Annotated in this window: 21 protein-coding genes; 7 read left to right on the plus strand and 14 right to left on the minus strand. The window is 40.9% G+C overall.

Translation table 11 applies throughout. From position 1 onward, the window contains the following. The first annotated feature begins 208 nt into the window (after positions 1-208). From ACRHOZ_RS19695 to trhA, 3 genes are all read left to right on the plus strand, one after another. Positions 209-3337: a TonB-dependent receptor domain-containing protein gene (locus tag ACRHOZ_RS19695; RefSeq protein WP_431129569.1), complete on the plus strand. Its 3129-nt coding sequence runs from the start codon at positions 209-211 to the stop codon at positions 3335-3337. Positions 3338-3399: 62 nt separating this feature from the next. Then, positions 3400-4740 carry an amidohydrolase family protein gene (locus ACRHOZ_RS19700; RefSeq protein ID WP_431129572.1) on the plus strand — a complete coding sequence of 447 codons (1341 nt, stop codon included), beginning with the start codon at positions 3400-3402 and terminating at the stop codon, positions 4738-4740. Positions 4741-4743: 3 nt separating this feature from the next. Beyond that, positions 4744-5376, plus strand: a complete 633-nt coding sequence (gene trhA, locus ACRHOZ_RS19705; RefSeq protein ID WP_431129575.1) for a PAQR family membrane homeostasis protein TrhA — start codon at positions 4744-4746, stop codon at positions 5374-5376. Positions 5377-5432: 56 nt separating this feature from the next. On the opposite strand, the gene ACRHOZ_RS19710 is transcribed toward trhA, so the two are convergent. Continuing rightward, positions 5433-6596: a hypothetical protein gene (locus ACRHOZ_RS19710; RefSeq protein ID WP_431129578.1), complete on the minus strand. Its 1164-nt coding sequence runs from the start codon at positions 6594-6596 to the stop codon at positions 5433-5435. A gap of 144 nt (positions 6597-6740) precedes the next feature. Beyond that, positions 6741-7430, minus strand: coding sequence for a ZIP family metal transporter (locus ACRHOZ_RS19715; RefSeq protein WP_431129581.1), 690 nt, complete (start codon positions 7428-7430; stop codon positions 6741-6743). Positions 7431-7486: 56 nt separating this feature from the next. Between ACRHOZ_RS19715 and ACRHOZ_RS19720 the strand changes: the two genes are divergently transcribed. Next, positions 7487-8644, plus strand: coding sequence for a THUMP domain-containing class I SAM-dependent RNA methyltransferase (locus ACRHOZ_RS19720; RefSeq protein WP_431129583.1), 1158 nt, complete (start codon positions 7487-7489; stop codon positions 8642-8644). A gap of 25 nt (positions 8645-8669) precedes the next feature. Here ACRHOZ_RS19720 and ACRHOZ_RS19725 read toward each other — a convergent pair whose 3' ends face one another. From ACRHOZ_RS19725 to ACRHOZ_RS19740, 4 genes are read right to left on the minus strand one after another with little or no spacing between them, the layout of a single operon-like run. After that, positions 8670-8966, minus strand: a complete 297-nt coding sequence (locus ACRHOZ_RS19725; protein WP_431129586.1) for an antibiotic biosynthesis monooxygenase family protein — start codon at positions 8964-8966, stop codon at positions 8670-8672. An 8-nt stretch (positions 8967-8974) separates the two neighbouring features. Then, on the minus strand, positions 8975-9316 hold the full coding sequence (locus ACRHOZ_RS19730) for a VOC family protein (protein ID WP_431129589.1): 342 nt from the start codon (positions 9314-9316) through the stop codon (positions 8975-8977). Between the two features lie 11 nt (positions 9317-9327). After that, entirely contained in the window at positions 9328-10086 is a 759-nt protein-coding gene (locus ACRHOZ_RS19735) for a DUF6048 family protein (RefSeq protein ID WP_431129592.1), read from the minus strand. Continuing rightward, a complete protein-coding gene (locus ACRHOZ_RS19740; protein ID WP_431129595.1) occupies positions 10067-10585 on the minus strand; it encodes a DUF6452 family protein in 519 nt (172 codons plus the stop codon). Before ACRHOZ_RS19740 ends, ACRHOZ_RS19735 begins: the two co-directional genes overlap by 20 nt. A 243-nt stretch (positions 10586-10828) precedes the next feature. Here ACRHOZ_RS19740 and ACRHOZ_RS19745 point away from each other — a divergent pair, with 243 nt between their 5' ends. Beyond that, on the plus strand, positions 10829-11977 hold the full coding sequence (locus ACRHOZ_RS19745) for a hypothetical protein (RefSeq protein ID WP_431129598.1): 1149 nt from the start codon (positions 10829-10831) through the stop codon (positions 11975-11977). Positions 11978-12391: 414 nt separating this feature from the next. Here the strand turns inward: ACRHOZ_RS19745 and ACRHOZ_RS19750 are convergent, their stop codons facing one another. From ACRHOZ_RS19750 to ACRHOZ_RS19775, 6 genes are all read right to left on the minus strand, one after another. Further along, on the minus strand, positions 12392-12811 hold the full coding sequence (locus ACRHOZ_RS19750; protein ID WP_431129601.1) for a phosphohydrolase: 420 nt from the start codon (positions 12809-12811) through the stop codon (positions 12392-12394). Position 12812: 1 nt separating this feature from the next. Then, a complete protein-coding gene (locus ACRHOZ_RS19755) occupies positions 12813-13313 on the minus strand; it encodes a hypothetical protein (protein WP_431129604.1) in 501 nt (166 codons plus the stop codon). A gap of 156 nt (positions 13314-13469) precedes the next feature. Next, positions 13470-13748, minus strand: a complete 279-nt coding sequence (locus tag ACRHOZ_RS19760) for a hypothetical protein (protein ID WP_431129606.1) — start codon at positions 13746-13748, stop codon at positions 13470-13472. A 12-nt stretch (positions 13749-13760) separates the two neighbouring features. Further along, positions 13761-14102: a hypothetical protein gene (locus ACRHOZ_RS19765; protein ID WP_431129609.1), complete on the minus strand. Its 342-nt coding sequence runs from the start codon at positions 14100-14102 to the stop codon at positions 13761-13763. Between the two features lie 414 nt (positions 14103-14516). Further along, a complete protein-coding gene (locus tag ACRHOZ_RS19770; protein WP_431129611.1) occupies positions 14517-14660 on the minus strand; it encodes a hypothetical protein in 144 nt (47 codons plus the stop codon). Between the two features lie 11 nt (positions 14661-14671). Beyond that, on the minus strand, positions 14672-14815 hold the full coding sequence (locus tag ACRHOZ_RS19775) for a hypothetical protein (protein ID WP_431129612.1): 144 nt from the start codon (positions 14813-14815) through the stop codon (positions 14672-14674). Positions 14816-15644: 829 nt separating this feature from the next. On the opposite strand from ACRHOZ_RS19775, the gene ACRHOZ_RS19780 reads away from it, so the two are divergent. Further along, the gene (locus ACRHOZ_RS19780; RefSeq protein ID WP_431129615.1) at positions 15645-16112 is read left to right on the plus strand and encodes a GIY-YIG nuclease family protein; all 468 of its coding nucleotides are present in this window, start codon (positions 15645-15647) and stop codon (positions 16110-16112) included. 31 nt (positions 16113-16143) lie between these two features. On the opposite strand, the gene ACRHOZ_RS19785 is transcribed toward ACRHOZ_RS19780, so the two are convergent. Both ACRHOZ_RS19785 and ACRHOZ_RS19790 read right to left on the minus strand, forming a co-directional pair. Then, positions 16144-16395, minus strand: coding sequence for a hypothetical protein (locus ACRHOZ_RS19785; protein WP_431129618.1), 252 nt, complete (start codon positions 16393-16395; stop codon positions 16144-16146). Further along, the gene (locus tag ACRHOZ_RS19790; protein WP_431129620.1) at positions 16396-16545 is read right to left on the minus strand and encodes a hypothetical protein; all 150 of its coding nucleotides are present in this window, start codon (positions 16543-16545) and stop codon (positions 16396-16398) included. 314 nt (positions 16546-16859) lie between these two features. Here ACRHOZ_RS19790 and ACRHOZ_RS19795 point away from each other — a divergent pair, with 314 nt between their 5' ends. After that, positions 16860-17105 carry a hypothetical protein gene (locus ACRHOZ_RS19795; protein ID WP_431129623.1) on the plus strand — a complete coding sequence of 82 codons (246 nt, stop codon included), beginning with the start codon at positions 16860-16862 and terminating at the stop codon, positions 17103-17105. The last annotated feature ends 166 nt before the right edge of the window (positions 17106-17271 follow it).

Raw genomic sequence — 17271 nt, forward strand, 5'->3', positions numbered from 1 at the left:
AGCCCGTTTGCGCCGATGGTACTGCCACACCAGGTGGGAGAGTAGGTCGCCGCCTTCCTTGACCCTCCTTAGTCATTATTCGACTTCGGAGGGTTTTTTATTTTATACCCCGCAAACACCAAAAATTTCTTCCTAAAATCTTCCAATTAACTGTAAGAAATAGTTGGAGCTAACGTCATAGTTACATTAAGTTTACTGTAAATTAATTATGAGATATTCATTTGCGCTTTTCATCGTTTTTATCTTTTCAAACCTGATAAACGCGCAAGTTACTACCGGTACCATTCAAGGTAAGGTGATGGATGAAAACAGCGAACCTATTTCCTTTGCCTCAGTAGTTATAAAAGATACTTCCACCAACTATATTTTTGGAGCTACAACCCAGGAAAATGGATATTACATCATTACCAATCTATCTCCTTCTTCCACATATAGATTGGTGGTCTCATACTTGGGATATCATACAGAAGTTATCGAAAACATCCACATAAAATTGGGAAACACCACCAATCAAAACTTTAATCTAAAAGAAGAAAGCCTACAATTGGATGAAGTGGTAGTCATTTCAACCAACGGCGAAACCAAACGTGGAAATGAGGCACTGGTTAACGAGACCCAAATCAAAAGAACCCCAACCATTAATAGGAGTATTCAGGATTTAACGAGGAACCTTTCCGAAAACAATCTAAACTCCTTTGCCGGTGCAAGTAACAGATTCAATAATCTTAATATTGATGGTATTGCCAACAATGATGTCATTGGATTCCAAGAACCGGCTAGTGGGGCTTCTGGCTCTTCGGCCAACGGCACTCCTGGCAGTTTGTCCCGATCTCAACCCATTGGTTTAGGGGTTATAAAACAGCTTTCGGTCAAACTCGCTCCTTTTGACGTTAGTATTGGAAATTTTAATGGGGCCAATCTCAATATTGTCACCAAAAATGGGACTAACAATTTTGAGAGCGAAGTCTATGCCTATGGTAATAATCAGGCTTTTATTGGTAAGTATGCTGATGGACAAGAACAAAACAAGTCTAGTTTTTATGACCTGCAATTTGGTGCTGGCTTCGGCGGAGCAGTTGTTAAGGACAAACTGTTTTACTATGTGAATTTTGAACAGGCTTTATCCAGTATTCCAGTTTTAAATGCCCCTGGAAGTGAAACCTCGAACATTCCTTTGGAAGATGTAACTCGGGTTAGGGAGCATTTGATCACCAACTACAATTATGACCCAGGCACGTTTAGCAGCGCAGATTTGGAAACCTCCAGCAGTAAGCTATTTGCCCGTTTGGATTTCAATATTTCCAACAAACACAAGTTAACGCTGAGGAACAATTATGTGGATAGTTATGCCGATAACCTGGAATGGAATGCCAGTATTTTTAACTTCGGAAATCAAGGCTACAGGCATAATAGTACTGCGAATAGCCTTGCTTTGGAATTAAAATCCAATTTTAAGAGCAATTTGTCCAATAATCTTACCCTTGGATATAACACGGTAAAGGAAAATAGGGATTTCGATGGTAGGGTATTTCCACACATTCAGATAGCTTCCAATTCTACCAATAGGATTTTTGCAGGAACGTATAGGGAGGCTTCCGTCTATAATACGGATTTCTCCACCTTGCAATTGGCCAACAAATTAACCTACGTAATGCCCAACCATGTATTTACCTTCGGTGGGCTAGCGCAGATGCACAATGTGGATTATGGATTTCTATCCGCTTGGAACGGAAGATGGGAATATAGATCTGTGGAGGACTTTTTATCCGATAGACCCCGAAGAGTTAGGGGTGTTTACAATATTAATGATAACGACTTCAGTTTTGTGAGCAATCGGCCTTCAGCGACCATAGAAGTGCTGGAAGCGGCATTATATGCACAAGATAAAATTCGGATAAGTGATGATTTTTCCGTTACATTGGGATTAAGGTTGGATGGTCAATATCTGACAGAAGATCTTCCCATTTCCCAAGAAGTATTAGGTACGCCTGAATTTGCAGGATTTGACAACAAAATCACCAGAAAACCACAGCTGAATCCAAGATTGGGCTTCAACTATAATCTAAATGAAAATTTGCGGTTGAGTGGGGGAACCGGATTGTTTTCTGGAAGGTTACCGTATTTGTGGTTTGCTTATGCCGAGTACATTTCCGGTACGGAGTATTTCAATATTGACCTACGGCCAGATACTGAATTGGAGCTCACGGAAAATTTGTCCGATTTAACCAATCAGCAACCCAACTTGGCCGAAATTAACCTTATTGATCAGGACTTTACATTTCCCAGGGATTGGAAAACCAATTTGGCTTTGGACGTAGATTTGCCCAACGAATGGAAACTACATTTGGAAGGAACCTATACTGAAGTTGTCAAGGGTATTTTCTTTCAGTCTATAAATAGACGGAATGAATTGGGTCAATTTGATGGCGCAGATAACAGACCCTATTTTCTTGAAACGGGTGATGCCATCAAAATTAATCCGAATTTCACCAACGTATTTTTGTTGACCAACACCAATGGAGGATATCGTTACAATGCTTCACTTGGGCTTAGTAAGCGATTTAATGGTTACAGTTCGTATTTAGGGTATACCTATGGAAAAAGCAAGGATGTGTCCAGTACTGTGCGAAGTTCACCAGCCGCCAATTATGAATGGAATCAAGCAATTTTTGGGAATGACCCCGGACTTTCGTTCTCCAATTTTGATCTAAGGCATAAAATTGTGTCTACCCAGGCCTACAGTTTCGATTTTGGGAATGATGATAGCTTTTTTGTTTCCCTCTTATATAATGGTCGTTCCGGTAGTCCATATTCCTTTATTTATCAAGGTGATTTAAACAGAGATGGTTCTTCTAGAAATGACCTGATTTATGTGCCTCAAAACCAAAGTGAAATAGCTTTGGTGGATATCACGGACGGCAGCGGTAACGTTACTGTTTCGGCCACTGAGCAATGGCAACGATTGGATGCCTATATCCAAGGTAATTCCTATCTCAGTGAAAGACGGGGCAATTATGTGGAACGGAACGGCGCCAAAACCCCATGGAACCATGAATTGGACGCTAAGTTTGAATTCAGTAAAAATTTGGGGATCCAAAAAAGATTGACAGTTTCTTTGGACATGTTGAATGTTTTGAATTTTATTAATCGAGATTGGGGGCGATTGGTCTTTGTGCCCAATGTGGTCAATTCCAGTTTTAGCTTGTTGAATTTTGTTGGAATCGAGAACAATGTACCGCAGTTTCAGTTCAATATCTCAGATAATGAAACTCCCTGGGTGGTCGATTTCCAAAATTCCAGATGGAGAGCACAGTTGGGGTTAAAATTTAGCTTTTAAGCCGTTTCCCATAAAGAGAATCGACCTTTTACATTCATCAGATGTTTAGTACATTTAAGATTATGAAAAAATCAACACTCCTGTGGGCTTTGGTACTTTCACTGCCCATGTCCATCTTAGCACAACAAAAATCAATAAAAGCCCTTGTTGGTGGAACCCTCATTGATGGTTTTGGTTCCGACCCGATTAAAAATAGCGTCATCATTATTGAAGGGGAACGTATCAAGGAAGTTGGCACCGTGGAAACCCTTCCAGTTCCCGAAGGGGCCGAAATTATATCTACGGAAGGGATGAGCGTGCTACCGGGATTATGGGACATGCATGTGCATACCATGATCAATGGCCATGCCAATTACACCTATTGGGACAAGACCTATCCGCCTTTGTTTGAGAATGTGATCATGCCCTCCTCCGCCCATCAACTGTTGATGGCAGGAGTTACCAGTGCAAGGGATTTGGGAGCTCCACTAAAGGAGAGTATTTCGGTGCGGGATAGGATAAACAATGGTGAGATTCCAGGGGCGACCCTGTATGTATCTGGTCCGTTTATACAGCATAAACCCTATCCAGGAACTGAGGACTTTAGATGGGGAGTCAATAGCCCAGAGGATGGCAAACGGAAAATTAAAAAATTGGCAGACGCCGGGGTGGATGTGATCAAACTGATTGATCACGATCAAATGACGATGGAAGAACTTCGGGCAGTGGTTGATGAAGCTCATAAACACAATTTAAAGGTTGTGGCTCACGGACATCGCCCGGAGGAAATACGGAGAGGTTTGCAGGTGGGTGTTGATTGTTTTGAGCATACAGGACTGTCCTCTGCACCCAAATATCCTGATGATGTCATGGAAATGATCAAGGAGCGGACGGCTCAAATGAACAAAGGGCCTTTATTTTGGTGCCCCACTGTGGAAGGACTTTACAATTATGAGTATACCAGGGACAATCCAGAAAAATTGGACAATGATTCCTGGCATTTGGGATTACCAGACAGTGTGATCACCGATATCAAAAATAGTTTTAAGCATCCTGATCGCTTACCATATTTTCAGTTGACTCCTTCAAGGAGACCGACCTTGCAAACCAAGATCCAACAGCTTTTGGATGCTGGGGTGGTTTTATTGGTGGGTACGGACAGTGGCATCCCTATGAAGTTCCACAGTCAATCCACTTGGAATGAACTGGATGTATGGGTGAACGAGTTTGGTATTGATCCCATGTACGCCATTCGAGCTGCCACCTATTGGCCTGCCCTTTGGACGGGTGTAGCGGATGAAGTTGGCACCATTACCCCTGGAAAATATGCAGACATTATTGCCGTGGATGGAGATGTACTTCGATATATTAGCCTGCTACAAGACGTGGATATGGTGATCAAGCACGGCAAGCAATACAAATAGTCTTTGGATCGAGAGGAAAGACTTTTGGTTCTGGAAGAAAAATGGAATACCTATTCCCATGGTGTGGGTGCGGTATTGGCAGTGGTTGGGTTTTTCTTTTTAATTCGAGGAGACCTTTCGGCCAAATACGCAACTGTCAGTATTTTTGTTTACAGTCTTTCCTTGATTTTATTGTTTATGGCGTCCGCCTTGTATCATGCGGCTCGAGAACCCAAACTCAAGGCAAAACTTCGGATTCTGGACCATATCAGTATTTATTATTTGATTGCAGGTACCTATACTCCCGTTTGTTTATTGGTCTTGCAACAGTCCAAGGGATGGTTGTTGCTTTACTTGGTCTGGGGAATTGCTTTTTTTGGGACTGTAGTAAAACTATTTTTTACCGGAAAATTTGAAAAACTGTCCCTCTTGCTTTATGCCGTAATGGGCTATTTGGTCATTCTTGATTACAGTTTCCTTTCTCAAAATTTATCTTCTACAGGCTTGTTTTGGATGGCCGTGGGCGGTGCTTTTTATACCCTAGGGATTTTCTTTTATACCATGAAACGTATCCCCTTTAACCATTTGATATGGCACCTATTTGTATTGGGAGGGGCCATTAGTCATTGGATAATGATTTATGGGATTTTACAATGAACAAAAAAAGAGAGGGAATGGTCCCTCTCCTTAATTCTATCTCATCTATTACTTAATTAAAAAGCATAGGCTGGTATTTGTACCAAGGCATTATACTGAGTTGAAAAAGCTCCAGATAAATAAACTAACTGTGCGTTTTCCAAATCTACCTTGACGATATGGGTATATTGAGTTTCATTATCTATTTTTTCCAAGCAAAGTGCATAATAAGAATCTGAGGTTTGCACTAAGTTTTTAATAAAGAAATTAGCTGGATCGGCATCTTCGGCAAATCCTACCAATTCCAATTCAATGGTTTCGGAAATTTCACCAGAATCATTGGATTTATGCACCATTGCGGAAAAACCATCACCTATCAAATATTCCTCATCATTGGTGCCTTTGGAAAGACCCAGTCCACAGCATGGGATGTTGTCTCCAGAGAACAATTTGGGTTCTGACATACTACCATCTATTTCGAACTCGATTAGAGCAGGGTTTTGTCCTCCACCAAATCCAATTGTGGCCAATATTGTGTTATCATTGGTAACCACTAAATCAGAAATGCCCTTCCAAGAATTGTTTTCATTGCCATTTATAACTTGGGTAGTTAGCACGTTGGGTTCAACTTGTAAAAGCCCACCAGAAGGGACGGATTCTTCGGTTAACGAAGCATAAATTTTGTGGTTGTTGTAATTATAGACCATACCTCTAATATCGGTGACATTGTTGCCGTTCAACGTAATATTAAAGGCAGGAGTCAATCCTCCATCACTTAAATCCAAAACATAAAACTGCCCTGTATTTCGGTTGGAAACCAAAAGCTCGATTTTATCAGTAACTGTGGCTTCTAGGGTGATATCAGTTTCCTTGACCACAAACTTGGCCAGATCACTCTCAGTATCAGCGGGTACCAAAGAAGAACCGGACCAATCAAAATAAAAGTCTTCTTCGTAAATGTCTACTTCGCCATTGTTGATTTTAACCCAAAGCTCATCGCCTTTGGATAAATCTTCTGGTTTTTCAATGGTATAGGATTCTCCATTATCAATGGAATACCAAAAAGATAGCTCCCCAGGAGCGGTAAAGCCATCAGTATTGATAGTGGCTTGGGTAATGTTGTAAAAAGTTTCTGTTGGACCATCATCCGGGTTGCTAGGGGAATCATCTTTACCACAGCCAAATTGTACAAATGCCCAACTTACCAACAAGGCATAAAGGGCTAATTTTCTCATTTTCATTTGTAAAAGGTTTTAAGGGTTATGGCGCGAATGTAATTGGCGAACCCTTCCCGAAATAGTGCCAATGGACGGAACACCGTTTTGAATTGACGGATACCCGTTTTGGGTTGACGGATTTTTTAGCCCCTTAAGAAAATCGAGTATTTACAAAAAATAGGCCAAGCCCACACCTAGGATAATGACCACTAATTTCCTAAGATTAAAGGAATGCCCTTGGGAGCTTTCAAAAAGTATGATGGTTGAGATATGAAGGAACACCCCAATGGCCAGGGCGGTGAGCCAATGTCCGTAACTGTCCAGCCAAGTTGCATGATGCGCCAAGAAACTGCCAAGCGGTGTCATCAGTGAAAAAGCAACCATGAACAGAACAGCCCATCCCTTTTTCATTTTGGAGTTCAATAGAAAAAAACCCAATACAATGGCCACAGGAATTTTGTGGATTACGATGCCATACAAAATCGGTTCATTGCCATGAATGGGGGTGCCTTCGATCAAGGCATGGATGGACAAACTCAAAAAAAGAAGCAAGGGAAAGTCGGTTTTCTCCAGATCTAAATGCATGTGGCCATGTTCCGCCCCCTTTGAAAAAAACTCCAGAAATATCTGGAGCAAAATCCCGGCCAATATAAATATGGCTGTGGTTCTTGGACTTTGGTGCTCGTAGACTTCGGGAAGGAGTTCAAAAAACGTCAGGGCCAATAAAAATGCACCGCTAAAGGCCAATAATAGGCGTACGTTCTTTTTATCCTTGGTCTGCGTGAGCCGCGCAAAGGCAAATCCTGCCCAAACCGCCAAAATCGGTATTACATAAATCAAAACAATGGGGAATTCCATAGGTTGGATTGAAGGCATAAAAATAGCCTATTTTTGCCGAAAGATTTTCATAGGAGATGGCAGGAAATTTTAGAATGTTGGCCAAAACTTTATACGGTTTTGAACCGCTGTTGGCCGAAGAACTTCGCAACTTGGGTGCAGGTAGGGTAGAGGAAGGGGTCAGGAACGTGTCCTTTGAAGGTGACACGGGCTTTATGTACAAGGCCAACCTTTGCCTGCGCACCGCCTTGAAGGTCATGAAACCTATCTCCAAATTTAGGGTACATGACGAAAAGGAGCTGTACCGTAATGTATACCAAATGGATTGGCCCAGCCTTTTTGGAGAGGACAAGACCTTTGCCATTGATACGACCATGAGCTCCGATGTTTTTAGAAATTCCATGTTTGTTTCCCAACGCGCTAAGGATGCGATTGTGGATAAGTTTAGGGCCGTGACGCGGCAACGACCCAATGTAGATTCCCACGACCCTGATATCCGCATCAATATTCATTTGTATCGAAACAATTGTACGGTTTCTTTGGACAGCTCCGGGCCATCCTTGCACCAACGCGGTTACCGAATTGCTACCAATATTGCCCCTATCAACGAGGTTTTGGCCGCGGGATTGCTATTGCATAGTGGATGGGATGGTCAGACCGATTTTTTGGATCCGATGTGCGGTAGTGGAACATTTTTGATTGAAGCAGGGATGATCGCCTGTAATATTCCAGCGAACATCAACAGGGAATTCTATTCTTTTCAGCATTGGAACGACTATGATGCGGACTTACATGAGAAGATTGTAAATGCCAGTTTGAACAAAACCAGGGAGTTTCACCATAGGATTTTTGGATACGATAAGGCACCATCTGCGGTAAGAAAAGCCCAGGAAAATGTGGATAATGCCAATCTTTCAGATTATATCAGCATTGAGCGGAAGGATTTTTTCCGAACCGAAAAACCTACGGATTCCAAATTGCATATGGTGTTTAACCCGCCTTATGGGGAACGACTTCAAATTGACCCAGATGCCTTTTATGCCAGAATTGGAGATACCTTAAAGCAGGATTATCCTGGAACGAATGCGTGGTTGATCACTTCCAATTTGGAAGCGCTCAAACATGTAGGGCTAAAGACTTCGAGAAGAATCAAGACCTTTAATGGCAAGTTGGAGTCCAGACTGGTGAAATATGAAATGTACGAAGGCAGTAAGAAACATAGGCCAACGGATTAAGCTATTTTATTGGCCCGTCCCCTGCTTATAGGCCAATTTGTTCAAAATGCTGAACGCTGCAGGATTGGATATACTTCTCCATTCCAGCAGGAATATGGGCCTGATTCCATTGCTCTCCAGCAAAAAGACGGATGTCTTCTTCACTTGTCCAATACGATATCATGGAGAAGGTATCGGGATTCCACTGGGTTGGCCTGGCAATTTCCAAACGTATTAAACCCTGTTGTCCTTGCACCAAGGGGACGGAAATTTCCTTGAACTTGGATTCAAACTCCGCATGAAGGTTATGAGGAACTTCCGCAGTAAAAACTCTTACAATCATGGATTCTGCTATTTATCTGACCAGATGGCCAATTCATTGCCTGCTGGATCCCTAAAATGGAACCGACGTCCTCCAGGAAAGGAAAAAATGGGTCTGCAAATCTCAGCTCCCGCTTCAACCACTTTATCCTGAATTTCAGATAGATCTTCATGATAAAGTACCACCAAAGCACCGTTGATAACTTGGTCCTCAGTAAGTTCAAAACCTCCTTCCAAACCACTGTTAGAAAAAGCGGTATATGTAGGACCAAAATCGGTAAAAGTCCATCCAAACGCTTGTTGATAAAAAGCCTTTACTTTTTCAATGTCATTGGTTTTGAGTTCAACGTAGTTGATGCGACTGTTCTCCATAGTATCCGTATTTATTCTGCGGGTTGCTCTTTTTGTTTCTTGGACTTTTTGTAAAATGGAATCAAATAGGACAAGGTGTAATTATAGCTTACACCAAAGTTGCTTCCATCCGTCACCCGATTGAATCCCGGAATCCATAAATTGGGGAATTGTTCATCCTCTGTATTGGTCACCAAGAATCCCAACCGAGCACTTATTCCTACATATATATTGGCAAAAAGTTCAGCTTTTATCCCAACAACAAATTCCAACCAAGAGGCGCTGAGGCTGCTAAATTCTTGACCAGGTGTGGCACCGTTCAGAAGGTCAGTGGGGCTGAAAAAACGATCGGTATCGTAAATTTTGTAATCGTTCAAGGTTTGGCTAAATGTGGCAAAGGAGTACCTACCACCTATGATGATGGAATTTTGCATACCAAACCAATTCTCGTAGGTATTCAAATCAACTCCCAGTTTAATATAACTACCCTTGGAAGTGTAATTGTACAAAGGGGTATTGCCCAAGTCCTCAAACAAAGTTTTTTCCTCATTTCCCAGTTCCCCGGCCAGATACAATTTTTGGGTAAGTCTGAAGTCGCCGGCAACCTCAAAACCGGTGTAATCTTCATCCAAAAAGGAAAACACAAGCCTATTTAGGTCTGCACCCACCCTTAAACCGTATTGTTGCTTGTACTCCACCGTGTCTTTGGGTTGAAGATCTACAGGTTCATCCTGTGAGATTCCCCAAAAAGGGAGACCTAAGAAAAGCAGGTTAATGAAATATTTTGACATGGATGCTATTGGAATTTGCTACGGTTTCTTGTTCTATGGTGATATTCTGTATCCAATTGGTATCACTATCGGGCAAGGTCACAGTCAGGTTGTCAAAATTGGCAACAAACCCACAGGCTTTGGAGACATAGGTTTCCTGCACGCCATAATTTATGGTGATGGCATCGCTGTTTCCTGTTTCCTCCCCAGTGTCCGCATCAGCGGCAGAGTCCATAATGAGTTCGTAAGTGGTTGAGGTGTTTGCTATCCGAAGGGGTACCAAAAGGGAATCTGGAGAATCTGAACGATCCGTGAAGGAATCATTTTCCAGTACACTGTCTATGTCCAAAGAATTGATTCGTATCGAAGGTACTTCCTTGAATTCTTCGGTATTCTCGGCATCGTAAAAACCAATGATCAACAAAGGGGTGTCGCCATCCACACAGATATCATCTTTTTCGCAGGATGCAGAATAGATCAATAAGAAGGCGATGAGTAAGCTAGGGAATACTTTTTTCATTCAAAGTTTAAAACAAAGGTTATCAAAAATTATACCCGTTTCTCCAAAAGTACAACATTTTCAACGTGATGTGTTTGGGGAAACAGGGGTAGATTTTTGACCATTTCTTGTATGTGTTGTAAACCCTAGTATTTAAAGGGTTTCTGAAGATTTAATGTAATTTTAATTGCTCCATAGGTTACTAAAGTTTCTAAAAAACACCTACTTTTAGAACCAATTATCCGCAAAAAATCCGCAAAACCAATGAGGGGCAAATTCAGACTGGACGGACGGAAGAACGTACTCAATAAAGAAGGTTTTCCCATAGTAATCTATCTGACCAAAGATAGAAAAGAAAAACTGATAAGCACCGGGTACAGGGCGTTAAAAAAAGACTGGGACAATGTTAATGCACTGCCAAACAAGAGCCATCCGGATTATATCAACCTTTTGAACTATCTAGAAAAAAAGAAGATAGTTCTAAGGAAGGTTTTGGACGACGCCAAGCATGGCCCAATGAACTTCCATCTTGCGGAAAAAATACTTACCAAGAACAGCAGCGATATATTTTATGAAGAGGGGATCAAGGAAAAAGGCTCCAGAACTTATGGGATCGCACTTAACAGTTTCAACAAATATTTCCCAGGGTACACTTTTGATATGATTACGAAATCCGTTGCAAAGGAATATGTGGACATCCTTCTCAATACCCCCGTAAGGGGCAATAAGAGAAGTCCCAACGGGGTGATCAGTTATATGAACACATTGACAGCTATCTGGAACAAACTGGAAAAACCGAACAATCCATTTAGCGGTGTCAGGCCGATGCCCGTAAAGACCAGAAGCAAGGCAATGACGGACGAGGATATGGTCAAGATCGCCAACAACGATTATGTTGAACATAAAAACTCGACAGGCGGGGGCGTTAAGAACTATCTCAACTATTTCATGCTGTGCTTTTACCTTGGAGGTATTGACTTAGGGGATCTGGTCAAATTAAGACGTTCAAACATAGTTGATGGTAGGATAGAGTTCAACCGCACCAAAGGCGGAACCAATGTTTTTGTGTCCAACAAGATTTTTCCACAGGCACAGGAGATTTTGGATATTTATACAGGTAGCGACCTATTGATTCCGTTGGACTTAAAATATGAGGGTTTCATTCCAAATATGAGTAGAAGGTTCGGAGCCATCAAAAATGACTTAAAACTTAGCCGTTTACCTTATTCCAAAGCTCCTAGATATACCTTTATAACCAGGGCGCAGAATTTGTTGATAGATGAAAGGATAGTTGTTTCGTTGGTGGGACATTCACAGAACACGATACATTCTGTTTATAAGGACGAGTTTCCCTATCACATAAGGGACGCTGCCCATGAGAAAATAATCAATTTAGACGGTTCCGGTATTTAACAAGTTCTATGGTAGGGAATTCCCAATCCCCCCTTTTGTTTTTTCTCTTGCCCTTAAGTTGGTGGACATTTTCATATAGCCACTTTCTTGAACACTCCAGAAGGTCGCACGCCTCACGTACATTTGAAGTAGGAACGCGCTTGAGCAACTTGTTTGTCAGATCCAAGTTCTCCTGTAAAACAGTTTGCGCTATATCCCTTACTTCCTCTCTGGTCATTTGTAAGTAATCAAGAATTCATTTCATAGAAATATTCACATCTATCCTCACCCTCTTTTGGTTTGAAATCTGAAAACAGTTGATGATATGAAGGGGTTGCCATAAATCGGTAACACTTTTCTTTGTCATTACAACCGTTCTTGCACATGGATATATCTGGCATATCAACTAAGTTTTAATTGTTGTGCTTTTTCTTTCTAGTTCCTCGCAGTTAGATATTCATATGCCTTGACATACTTTCTCAAACGCTCTACATCTTTATCTGAAATGTTCTTTAAGCGAGTAATATCCATGTTGTCCTTCAAGTCCTCTATTTTGACCCTTGTTGCCCAAGAATCTTTTGAAACACGCTTAATGTACTTGTCGTAATCCTCACCTTTTAATTTGGTCAAGACAACAACTGAATCGACAATATTTTTCCAGAACAAGGCCCGTAACGCTTCCTCGTTCCATTCTGGACAGTCTTCCAAAAGGTCATGGAGTATTGCCACTACTTTTATCTCACCGCTAAATTTTGATGCCACCCTTTCCAGGTGCTTTACATATAGTTCACCAGCCAAATCCTTTTTATGCTGAAATGCATGGTTAACAATCTTAAATGCCAAATCTTCGTTCATATCAAAAAAATCTAGGTGAGCTTTCAAAAGGTCTGAAAAGCTCTTTGAACAAATTAGTATCAAGTGCCACCCCGAAGGTGAGATAGGTTCCCTTGTCAAATACATGGTCGAAGTCAAGGGTCAGCCAAACGATTTCATCAAGCCTGAAACTGTTCCTCATTCCTACCATTGGCCTTACCTTCCAATCCTTCCGGTTGTGGTTGATACCTGCGGAGAGTTCCATTCTATAGTTCCTTTCCCTGTAAGCGTACCTTCCCAAAAATTCCCATGCCCTGAAAGATTGAATCTCTGTGGCCGTCCATCTGTAATTAGCGGCTATCGCAAATCGCGATTCGAGATATTGGGTATATCCAACTCCCCAAACAAGGTGTTCGCCCTCCCTTTGTGACTTTAGGTCGGTAACACCCATATTGATATTTAACTGCGCTCTAGCCGTCAAGGAGAAAAACAATCCCCAGAAAACCAAGGCAAGTATTATCAGTATGGTGTTGGTCTTTTTCATTTTCTAGATGCTTGATAATTGTGTAGAAACAGTGCGAACATTGCTCCCCCAGCAGCCCAGAAAATTGTAACATGCGGGGCTATTAATGCTCCTATAATGCAAATGCCAGTACAGGCCAAACATTGGTACGAGAATTTTCTTTGCTCTTTCTTCATATTACTGTTCTTTACTCTGGTCTTTAAAAATGTATTCTTCAACTTCTTTCAAGGTGTCGAAGGTTCCCTCATAAAACCACCTATCCTCATTCCTGGATTCATGACCAACGTTTTCAACCGCAACCGAGTAAAGTACCCTTCTTGGTGAATTCACATAGGCATCAGGTAGGCTGTAGGTGTAGAAGTTTTCAGCATGGTCACGCTCCACCAACCAGTTACCTTCTTTGGTGGTATATATCCATGATTTGTAAACTTTGCTTTTTGGCTCTATCACTTCCATATCCTTTTTCCTTTACCCCTCCAATGCGGAGGATATTGCTGATTCAACTAATTCTTTGATGTCCGAAACCTCAATAACCTCCCATTTGTTTTGGTTTTCATCTGTAATATTGTGGGTGTGGTTGTGAATCGTGGATTGTATTTCCTGTAAAGCCTCCAATAGTTTTGGTGCGGATGCAATTAGTTTAGCGTTGGCTAATTCTTCTTCTGGCGAAAAATCACTTGTGGTTTCAGTAAATTGAACAACACTACCTTTACCTGATTCGATTCCTAAAGTCTCGTTACCTTCAAGGATTTCCGATTCATTGAATATTGTCCACTCCCCCTTTGCCCCCTTAAACTCTTTTGTTGCCATCTTGTTTGGTTTTAGTTTGACATTTTTAATAGATTCTCAATCGCTTACAGCGCCTTTAAGCCATTTTTCAAATTCCTCCTTCTTCATATTACTGTTCTTTACTCTCCTGTTTTGGTGGGTCAATTCATTATCTCCAAGTTCAACCCGATGTAATCAATGTGTACTGATTTTGGTAAATTGTCACACAGCAAAAAACTTTGAGTTATCATTTTTTGGAACATTTCCAATGTCCAATCAGATGGCATGTTTAATTCACATTCATATTTTTCATCCTTTACATCGGTGATTATGATCTTGCATTGAAACTTTTTCCCCTTGAAATGGTCTAAATCATTTTTGATGTTGGGGTTATATGTAATACTGATATCTTCCATAACCTTTGTTTACTCCCCTAAAGCAGAGGATATTGCTGAATCAGATTTTTGCGATTGTATAGCCAAATAGACCTAGTTTTGCAAGCCTATTCCACTCTGATTTCGCTTCTTTTTTTGTGAAATAGTTCTTTCCAATATTTATATCGTTGAATAAAACTGTCCACTTAAACTCTTTTGTTGCCATGTTATTTGGTTTTATTGGGTTAATTCATCTATTTGAGTTTGAACCGATTCAAGGCCAAACCCAGTAATTACATTTGCGTCGCAGTCATCGGGATTTGTAGCCTCGTAATATCCAGGCCAGTCCACTTCCTCAATAATCCAGTTTTTGTAGTTCATGTTATTTGGTTTTAATGGTTCATATCATCGTGGCAGCAATCACACAGATCACCTGCCCACATTAAATCTTCAGGGTTACTCTCCCCACATCTTGTACATTCGATTTCCTTGATAGTTGTTTCCATGTTATTTGGTGTTTAATTGTTTGCTCTTAAAAACCCTCCGCAGCTCTCACGTTGCCTTGGAGGGCCGTCCCCAAGCCTCCTTACCGTCTTGGGAACAAAAAACCCCGGATCCTTATTGGGGCGAATCCGGGGCTAAACCAACTCTCATGAAAACCAACTAAACCTAATCTTTCTGCTGTGGTAAGTTCACAGCCCCAACTGTGATTCTGAGGCTAAGATATGAAATAAATTGCATATAACAAGAAATAAATTGCATGAATATGAAAATAATTACATAAGTTTGTACTGTCGTTGTGTGAGAACGAGGGAAGATATTAAGGTGCGTTTCATAACACCACATAAACCCCTAGCGTGACTCACACAAGCGTTAGGGGTTATTTTATGCGTCTGAAATCACGTTTCGGATAATCCTTTAAAAGTTGTAGAGAGTCTAGCGTTAGCTAGGGGATAGGAAAGATAGCAACACGGAGCTGAGACCAGACCCGCTTTCCTTGAGATTGCCTTAGGGCATTCAATAAGAGCTGGTGCCCTTTTGGGCTGCTATACGGAAACCTCATGGTTATTGTGCGTGCAAGTTAAAAGGTGGTTCCCAATGGATCAGGTCAATTTTACGGCCTTTTCCCTTGGGATTGCTGTATGCGACCGTTTCCTATTGCTTTTGTGTTGCAGGTTAAATATTTGATATCTTAATAATAATATATATAGTGAAGGAAAAGCAAAAAAGAAAGATTATAAGGAACAAAAACTACCGTGAAAAGTGTTTTGGCATCAAAAAATTGGTGAAAAACGGCTATAGGTTCAAAAAAGGCGTTCCGGTGGAGGTACTTAGCTATATCAGGTTAAGTAATTTTTACAAGAGAAAGTTTGGCACCGAACTGGCCGAGGATTATAAAGAATCTGTGACCAATAAAACAATGGTAAATGCAAACGATTTTGTTTACTTCATCGGGAACAGGGATCTTGGGTTTGTGAAGATAGGCTATTCTAAAAATCCAAAACTCAGGTTAAGGCAGATACAGACGAATTGTCCGTTTGAGGTCAAATTGTTGAAAATGGAAAGCGGGAACACTGAAAACGAGACCCGGTATCACATGAGATTTTCAGACCACAACACCTACGGGGAGTGGTTCAAGATAGAAGGGATGCTAAAGGTGCATTTGCACGAATTTTAGGTTATCCTTATAAGTTCTTTGAAATTGTTGGTTAAACGGCGGCGGCCTCTAAGAAAAGATCACGACCATCTGCAAACTCGGCAGTGATGTTGTCCAATGTTTCGGCGAATTCTGGATCATGTGGGTTGTTGATGGAACCCCCTAGTTCAGCAAAAACTATAACAAGATATTTATCTTCAACTTCTGGATCGGCATCAAACGTAACTATTATTGGTTGGTCGTCTTTATCAAAAGAAAAAAGAGTCCTATCATAGAACTCTTCTCTAATATAATCATATGCCATTTATGATGCAGATTTGCGTGTTTTCGTTATTTCAGCAATCATGCCCATAAATTTCTGCTCTTGCGCCGGAGTTGGCTTAGACCAAACCGCACTACTGAAGGGCTTGCTTTTATCCTTCAGCTTACTCATGTCAATCGTTGTCACTTTCATAATTAAGGATTTTAGTTAATAACAATAGTATTTAAAATACAATGCTGTATTGCAATACAAAAGTAGTTGTAATAATAATACTATACAAATATTACTCAACTGAACTTTTATAACGTATCTATAGCATAAATAGTGCCAGTTTTTAATAAATAACAGCTTTTGTATCACTTTATTAGACGTAAAAACCAACAATTGTTACAGTATTGCAATACTATTCGATGAACCGAAATTTAGTGCCGATGACCTACAATACTGTACGAACGGTACTATAAAAAAGAAGGATTACATTTACAACAGAACCAAAAACCAACGAAATGAAAAAACAAAAAGAACCTGATAACAGAAAACCTTATGAGAGAAATCCATTGGCGGTGAAGTTTTTTGAGGAACGAAATGACTATACCGACAAGGAACTGTTGTTGGAACATCTGAGCGCACAAAAGGCATTATTGGACAAAATGGAAAAGGTAAGGAGCAATACCGCTGTTCTGGTAAACTTTTGGACGGTATGCTTCATAGCAATGTTGCTATACGTTGCCTTTTTGATTTTTAATAACTGATTGAACAAAACCCCCATCCAAGCAAGGGAAAAAATAGGGCGGGAATTGCGGAAATCCCCAGAATTTTTAAGGATTTCCTATAATGATAGTTCCGTTGGAATATCATAAATTGTACGCCCCTTGCCGTGCATAAAAACTTGATAAGTTCTGTCCCCCGTAGCTTACA

The sequence above is a fragment of the Flagellimonas flava genome, assembly GCF_050617915.1.
Lineage (GTDB): Bacteria > Bacteroidota > Bacteroidia > Flavobacteriales > Flavobacteriaceae > Flagellimonas > Flagellimonas flava_A.

Coding starts and splice junctions, on each gene's coding strand:
- ACRHOZ_RS19695 (WP_431129569.1), top strand. CDS start 209: ATGAGATATTCATTTGCGCTTTTCATCGTTTTTATCTTTTCAAACCTG.
- ACRHOZ_RS19700 (WP_431129572.1), top strand. CDS start 3,400: ATGAAAAAATCAACACTCCTGTGGGCTTTGGTACTTTCACTGCCCATG.
- ACRHOZ_RS19710 (WP_431129578.1), bottom strand. CDS start 6,596: ATGAAAATGAGAAAATTAGCCCTTTATGCCTTGTTGGTAAGTTGGGCA.
- ACRHOZ_RS19715 (WP_431129581.1), bottom strand. CDS start 7,430: ATGGAATTCCCCATTGTTTTGATTTATGTAATACCGATTTTGGCGGTT.
- ACRHOZ_RS19720 (WP_431129583.1), top strand. CDS start 7,487: ATGGCAGGAAATTTTAGAATGTTGGCCAAAACTTTATACGGTTTTGAA.
- ACRHOZ_RS19725 (WP_431129586.1), bottom strand. CDS start 8,966: ATGATTGTAAGAGTTTTTACTGCGGAAGTTCCTCATAACCTTCATGCG.
- ACRHOZ_RS19730 (WP_431129589.1), bottom strand. CDS start 9,316: ATGGAGAACAGTCGCATCAACTACGTTGAACTCAAAACCAATGACATT.
- ACRHOZ_RS19735 (WP_431129592.1), bottom strand. CDS start 10,086: ATGTCAAAATATTTCATTAACCTGCTTTTCTTAGGTCTCCCTTTTTGG.
- ACRHOZ_RS19740 (WP_431129595.1), bottom strand. CDS start 10,585: ATGAAAAAAGTATTCCCTAGCTTACTCATCGCCTTCTTATTGATCTAT.
- ACRHOZ_RS19745 (WP_431129598.1), top strand. CDS start 10,829: ATGAGGGGCAAATTCAGACTGGACGGACGGAAGAACGTACTCAATAAA.
- ACRHOZ_RS19750 (WP_431129601.1), bottom strand. CDS start 12,811: ATGAACGAAGATTTGGCATTTAAGATTGTTAACCATGCATTTCAGCAT.
- ACRHOZ_RS19755 (WP_431129604.1), bottom strand. CDS start 13,313: ATGAAAAAGACCAACACCATACTGATAATACTTGCCTTGGTTTTCTGG.
- ACRHOZ_RS19760 (WP_431129606.1), bottom strand. CDS start 13,748: ATGGAAGTGATAGAGCCAAAAAGCAAAGTTTACAAATCATGGATATAT.
- ACRHOZ_RS19765 (WP_431129609.1), bottom strand. CDS start 14,102: ATGGCAACAAAAGAGTTTAAGGGGGCAAAGGGGGAGTGGACAATATTC.
- ACRHOZ_RS19770 (WP_431129611.1), bottom strand. CDS start 14,660: ATGGCAACAAAAGAGTTTAAGTGGACAGTTTTATTCAACGATATAAAT.
- ACRHOZ_RS19775 (WP_431129612.1), bottom strand. CDS start 14,815: ATGAACTACAAAAACTGGATTATTGAGGAAGTGGACTGGCCTGGATAT.
- ACRHOZ_RS19785 (WP_431129618.1), bottom strand. CDS start 16,395: ATGGCATATGATTATATTAGAGAAGAGTTCTATGATAGGACTCTTTTT.
- ACRHOZ_RS19790 (WP_431129620.1), bottom strand. CDS start 16,545: ATGAAAGTGACAACGATTGACATGAGTAAGCTGAAGGATAAAAGCAAG.
- ACRHOZ_RS19795 (WP_431129623.1), top strand. CDS start 16,860: ATGAAAAAACAAAAAGAACCTGATAACAGAAAACCTTATGAGAGAAAT.